Origin of the sequence: Mesorhizobium sp. M7A.F.Ca.CA.001.04.2.1, assembly GCF_003998485.1 — a bacterium.
Lineage (GTDB): Bacteria > Pseudomonadota > Alphaproteobacteria > Rhizobiales > Rhizobiaceae > Mesorhizobium > Mesorhizobium ciceri.
The window spans coordinates 1-5,439 of record NZ_RZQT01000224.1 but is presented as its reverse complement, the minus strand read 5'-3'; the positions used below and the strand labels follow the sequence as shown (position 1 = coordinate 5,439).

Below are 5,439 nucleotides of genomic sequence, written 5' to 3'. Positions count from 1 at the left end.
TCGAAGTCGCTCCGCAATTTGATGCCACGACCAATACTGCTCAGGCCGGCGCTCAGGTGCTTTTCGAGATACTGAGCCTGATGGTTTTCAGTCCGTCCATGGCTCACAAGCCGGGCCAGGGAGCCATCGGATCAACCACAACCGTTACAACGGAACGGCAGGGGTGACCGGTTACAAGAGGGCGAATGGCTATCCCGCTTGAGGCATTGGCCTTGAGAATGTTGGCTTGATCCTGTCTCGATCGTACGCGTAGTATACCACCGCTAGCGGCGCACGGCCTCTCTCCTGGCCGTTGTGCCAAGCCAAGTTCAAGATCACCGCTGTGTACACGAGCAGAACAGGTGCCTGCCGAACGTAAATGTGGCGCGCGGACCGAATCTGCTAACCTGGGAAATTACTGCTTGGCGGTTGTGGAGCAAACCGCTAAGATACCTAGCATTGGGTGCTTGGGCCGATCCGCGCCATGTCCCGGAGATCACATTCGCCATAACTGATCTATGCCGCCGCTGTCACATCGCGGTCGCAAGGCAGCAGCATGACCATTTGCCAAGAACCGGCATTGGCTCGATTGCACAGGTCCTTGCGCATCGGAAGAGCTGGCCGACGTGAATACCTACCAATCACGTAACCTTCGGCGCCGTGCGCCGTGCTCAAAGAATGCTGTAACTAGCGCCCCTTCCCCTCACGCGACCACCGCCAGCTCTTCAACTTACGTGAACACCTCCACACGTAGTAGGGCTACTCCACTGGGTCCTTTCCGTCCATGAATCGGCGATGCCGACGCCCTCCGCTCAACGCGCTCGACATTACTGTGGCGACTTTCAGACAGACTTGTTCGATATGTGCCATGCAGGCCTAAAGAGATCACGTTGTTCAGAAACGATTTCTCCTTTGGCACGGCACATGCGAGGTCATCCGCAAATGCACCACAGACTGAGGAGGAAGCCTTGCCGTCCGCACAACTCATCTCGAGCTACACCATCGTCAAGCTGCCCGTCAGCCAGCTCCGACCATCCGAGGAAATCAACATTGAACGTGCTCGGACGCTAGCAAAGATGATCGCCGAAACAGGGCGGTGGACCCGGCCGATCTTTGTCGAACATCGCCATTCCGTGATTATGGATGGTCATCATCGCCTTTTCTGTGCCGGGGAGCTCGGTCTCTTGTCTGTTCCATGCATCCTGCTTTCCTATGATGATCCAAACTTGCATGTGACCTACTGGTCCGAGCCCGGACCCGTTAACGTGGAGAGTATCATCCAGGCGGCCCTATCCGGCGACCTGATGGGCTTCAAGACGACAAACCACAAGTTACAGATAGCGCTGCCATGCTGCTCAATCGACCTTGACGACCTGAGATGAGGAGCCGTCAATGTTCCAGAAATACTTTTCTGACGAACCGCGGCCGCTACTCAGCGATTGGACGGTCGATTTACTCAATAGCCGATCCGAACTGGCCGCTTGGGTCGATGGTTTCGGGTCGCCGCTGCATGTGGTGTATCCGGACCAAGCCACCGAAAACTATCTGCAATGGCTGAACGAGTTGCGGACCGTCTATGGCGATTGTCAGGTCCAGTTCGCGTTGAAGGCCTGTAAATCTGCTTCGCTCCTGCGCGCATTCGCACTGGTTGGCGCCGGCGCTGACGTTTCTTCTGCCCACGAAATGGCTTCCGCCTTCATGAACCTAGTTCCAGCGGAGCGCATGTCGATGACGGGACCCGCGAAGTCGGATTACGAACTCAATCTTTGCATACTCCACAAAGTGGCCATCCATATCGATTGCATCGAAGAACTCAATCGCGTTCTCGCACTGGCGGACGGCGTGGGAGGTATTAGCCGTCTGTTCCTTCGGGCTCGTCCCATAACTGAGCCCGGCTCGCGCTTTGGAATGACCGAGGATCAGCTGATGGCATGTCTGATGCTGCTTGAAAACACTAAGGTAGATCGGGTTGGCGTGTCATTTCATCTCAACGACTACCAGGTTCATACGCGCGCAGACCAATTGCGCTTCTGCATCGCCTTCCTACGGCGTGTCTGTGCCAAATGCCTAACGCCCGGCGGAATCGACATCGGCGGCGGATATCCCATGCGCTACGTTCAGAGGTTCGATCCGGTTGCATATGGTCAGGGCGTCCACTGGGGCAACGTAGCAAAACCCGGCAACTATCCTTACGTTCCGGAGCTTACTGGAGCCCAGCACGCGGCTGCAGTGATCCAGACTGCTCTAGCCGACCCGGGAGACCGCGACTTCCTCTACGGGCACCAGCTGCCGATTTTGCTGCAGCCTGGTCGCTCGCTTCTAGACCAGTGTGGGGTCAGCGCCTTCCATGTGACTGATGTCAAGGACCTTGGTGACCGTCGATTCGGGGTAGTGCTTGATGGTATGTCGTTTTCACTCTCCGAAACCTGGTTTGGCGCTGATTTCGTGCCGTCGCCGGTGGTCGTGTGGCGAGAGGAACGCGAGGTGCCGCGGTACGATGCAACTTATTTTTTGGTCGGGCGCAGCTGTCTTGAATCGGATATCATCCGCCGACGCGGTCTGACAATCAAGGGTGGCATCGCCCGGGGTGATCTTGTCGTCTTCGCCAATACCGCCGGGTATCAAATGGATTCGAATGAGAGTTCGTTCCATCAAATCCCGTCGCCCAAAAAGATAGCCGCGGTCCGGCGTCGGTGCGGGTGGAAGATCTTAGCCGACGAAACCCTTAACAAGCAGGGATTACCCCGCAATGATCGTCAATAGCATTCTTGAAACGATTGGACGCACGCCCATGCTGCACGTTCCCTTGCGACGCGGTGAGGTCGGTCTGTATATCAAGTTAGAAATGTTCAATCCTACGGGCTCGATGAAGGACAGGATGGCATTGAGCATGGTCGACAGCCTGCCTATCACACTAGATGAAGCTGCCAGTATTGTCGAATCTTCCTCGGGGAATACGGCCAGTGCGTTGGCTATGATCTCTGCTGTCCGCAGACTCGAATTTACTGCCCTCATGGACTCCCATGCAAGTGTCGATAAGATCGTTACTGTTCGTGCATTCGGTAGCAACGTCCGAGTCGTTGGTAGTGACGATGGCGCCCTAGCCACCGACCAGCGTGACGAGGAGGCCAGGCGGATTGCCATGGAAGAGGGGGCTAACTGGACCGAGCAGCACAACAACCCTGCCAACGCCGCCGGCTATATGGGACTAGCGGCCGAATTGCTTGAGGATCTCGGCCCGAGAATTACGCATTTTGTATCAGCCATCGGTACCGGTGGGTCGCTGTGCGGGACCGCGCGTCAACTGCGGCTGCATATACCCGAGGTCCAAGTGATTGGCGTGGAACCTGTCGGTAGTATCATTTTTGGTGGTCAGGGCGGGTGCTACCGTCAATCGGGCACTGGTACGCCCGAAGGGGCCAATGTGGGCATGGTGATCGATTACGACGCGATAGATTGGGGGCGGAAAGTAAGCGACGACAATGCCTTCTCGATTTGCCACTACCTGGCGCGGCGGCACGGATTGCTTGTCGGCGGCTCGACTGGCGGGGCGATCTACGAGGCGCTCAGCGTGGCCCGCGAAGCGCCGGTTGGATCGTGCATCGTGACCCTCGCCTGCGACAGCGGCACAAAGTACCTGGACACAATCTTCAAGCAGGACTGGCTGTCGACTCACGATATTCACTTGGTTGACGTTGAGGCGGAATTTGCCGAGCTTTTCGCGAGTGCACCCGCTGTGCCGCAGCCGCCCCCTTAGGACAATGGAACGCCTACGAAGAGTTTGAGGTCACGGCACGGCTGAACAAGCTTGAAGCTGATTTCCTCGAAAACCGCCACATAGTACGCACAGTCGGGGTATTTACTGATGTCAAAAAGAGCACTCGTCCTGATTGAAGGCGATTCAACCGGTAATGGTCTGCTATTTGTCCAGGCGGCCCAGCCTCTTGGCCTTCATCCGATTACCCTGTCGGCCGACCCAACTCAGTACGAGTATCTCGCGACGGAAGCGACTGAGGCTATCCGTGTCGATACAGACAATCTGGATGCGCTGATCCGCGAATGTTCCCGGCTGCGTGCGACTTATGACATTGCTGGAATTACGAGCCCCTGGGAGCCGTTCTACGCGATAGCCGGCAAGCTCTGCCGGCATTTCGAGCTGCCGGGACCAAACCCTGCATCCATCGAACGATGCTGCGACAAATCCACACAACGGGAGGTCCTCGCGGGCGCCGGCATTCCAATACCTGCTTATCGCGTAGCAGCGAATGCGGCTGAGGTGGAAGGCTTTGCCGCGGAGATCGGCCTGCCGGTGATTCTCAAGCCAACCATAGGCAGAGGCAGTAGCGGTGTCCGATTGTGCCGCAATGTCGATGAATTGGCCGAACACACTGCCCACCTGTTGAGCGGAAAGCACATAGGGCAGTCTCTGCCGAGGATGCTGGTCGAAGAATTTGCACAGGGTCCTCAATATACCGCCCATACGATGGGAAAGGAGGTCATTGGGATTGCCCTCGCTGACTTCGACCCCCTACCGCATTTCGTCTATCGCGGGTTCACCTTTCCAGCTGTACTGACTGATGACGAGCACAAGCGTATCGCCGACGTTTCGCTGAGTTGTTTGCAAGCTCTAGGTCTTGGCTGGGGGCCAACGAATGTTGAGCTCCGGTGGACGAAGCGTGGCCCAGTCGTTATTGAAGTCAATCCGCGTCTTGCTGGCACGCCCGATCCTCAATTGGTTCAATTGGCCTATGGTGTCGATCTGGTCACCGAGCACATCAAGCTTGTCATCGGCAGTGAATGGAATTTGCGGAGAAAGCATTCCCACACTGCGGCCGCCCGGTCCCTAATTCCTGATCGCGATGGCACCCTCGAGTGGATCGACGGCGGCAGTCAAGCAGCTGCTGTACTAGGTGTTGCTGAAGTCAAACTGTATGTTGAACCTAAGACGCCGATCGTCAGGAAAGGCGATGACCGAGACTGGATCGGACATGTTATAGCTGCTTCCCCAAGCGTTTCTCAGACCGAGGCGATACTTCAGCGTGCCGTCGATTTGATCGATTGGTCGATCACACCATTTCCGCCCCATGACGAATAGAAATAAAGCCTGCGGACCCACCTGCTCATTTCGATCGATGGTTTGGCGAGGACCTTCCGCCAGGCCTCGTATACATTTTGAAGATCCTCTAAAAAAGCGAGCAGTTAGTCTTTGACTTGGTCAAGGCGGCTGAATGAGTCGACCGTGAACAATGAGATTGGTCAGGCTTCGAGCCGCTTCGGCTGGCTTTGGAGGGCTGCGATGAGAAGCCGCAAAAGCTGCCTGAACCAGTTGAGCAGGTCGCGTCCCCACAGGTGGTGTAGCTCGGCGGTAGCGAAGCCGCTCGCGAGCGCGCCTTCGATAGCGCTGTAGCGAGCGAGCGGCTTTGCGGTGGTCATCGACAGTTCGCCGGTAAGGTCGGGTTG

At 56.6% G+C, this 5,439-nt stretch carries 4 protein-coding genes and 1 pseudogene; 4 read left to right on the top strand and 1 reads right to left on the bottom strand.

The window, feature by feature from the left end; translation table 11 throughout:
* The first annotated feature begins 869 nt into the window (after positions 1 to 869).
* From EN955_RS33470 to EN955_RS33455, 4 genes are all read left to right on the top strand, one after another.
* A complete protein-coding gene (locus EN955_RS33470) occupies positions 870 to 1,361 on the top strand; it encodes a ParB N-terminal domain-containing protein (RefSeq protein WP_164752927.1) in 492 nt (163 codons plus the stop codon).
* Between the two features lie 10 nt (positions 1,362 to 1,371).
* A complete protein-coding gene (locus tag EN955_RS33465) occupies positions 1,372 to 2,742 on the top strand; it encodes a hypothetical protein (RefSeq protein WP_024505884.1) in 1,371 nt (456 codons plus the stop codon).
* A complete protein-coding gene (locus EN955_RS33460; RefSeq protein ID WP_024505885.1) occupies positions 2,729 to 3,736 on the top strand; it encodes a PLP-dependent cysteine synthase family protein in 1,008 nt (335 codons plus the stop codon). Before EN955_RS33465 ends, EN955_RS33460 begins: the two co-directional genes overlap by 14 nt.
* A gap of 108 nt (positions 3,737 to 3,844) precedes the next feature.
* The gene (locus EN955_RS33455; protein ID WP_024505886.1) at positions 3,845 to 5,074 is read left to right on the top strand and encodes an acetyl-CoA carboxylase biotin carboxylase subunit family protein; all 1,230 of its coding nucleotides are present in this window, start codon (positions 3,845 to 3,847) and stop codon (positions 5,072 to 5,074) included.
* Between the two features lie 161 nt (positions 5,075 to 5,235).
* On the opposite strand, the pseudogene EN955_RS35000 reads toward EN955_RS33455, so the two are convergent.
* A pseudogene (locus EN955_RS35000) lies at positions 5,236 to 5,439 on the bottom strand (hypothetical protein); the annotation flags it as partial.

Coding starts and splice junctions, on each gene's coding strand:
- EN955_RS33465 (WP_024505884.1), top strand. CDS start 1,372: ATGTTCCAGAAATACTTTTCTGACGAACCGCGGCCGCTACTCAGCGAT.
- EN955_RS33460 (WP_024505885.1), top strand. CDS start 2,729: ATGATCGTCAATAGCATTCTTGAAACGATTGGACGCACGCCCATGCTG.
- EN955_RS33455 (WP_024505886.1), top strand. CDS start 3,845: ATGTCAAAAAGAGCACTCGTCCTGATTGAAGGCGATTCAACCGGTAAT.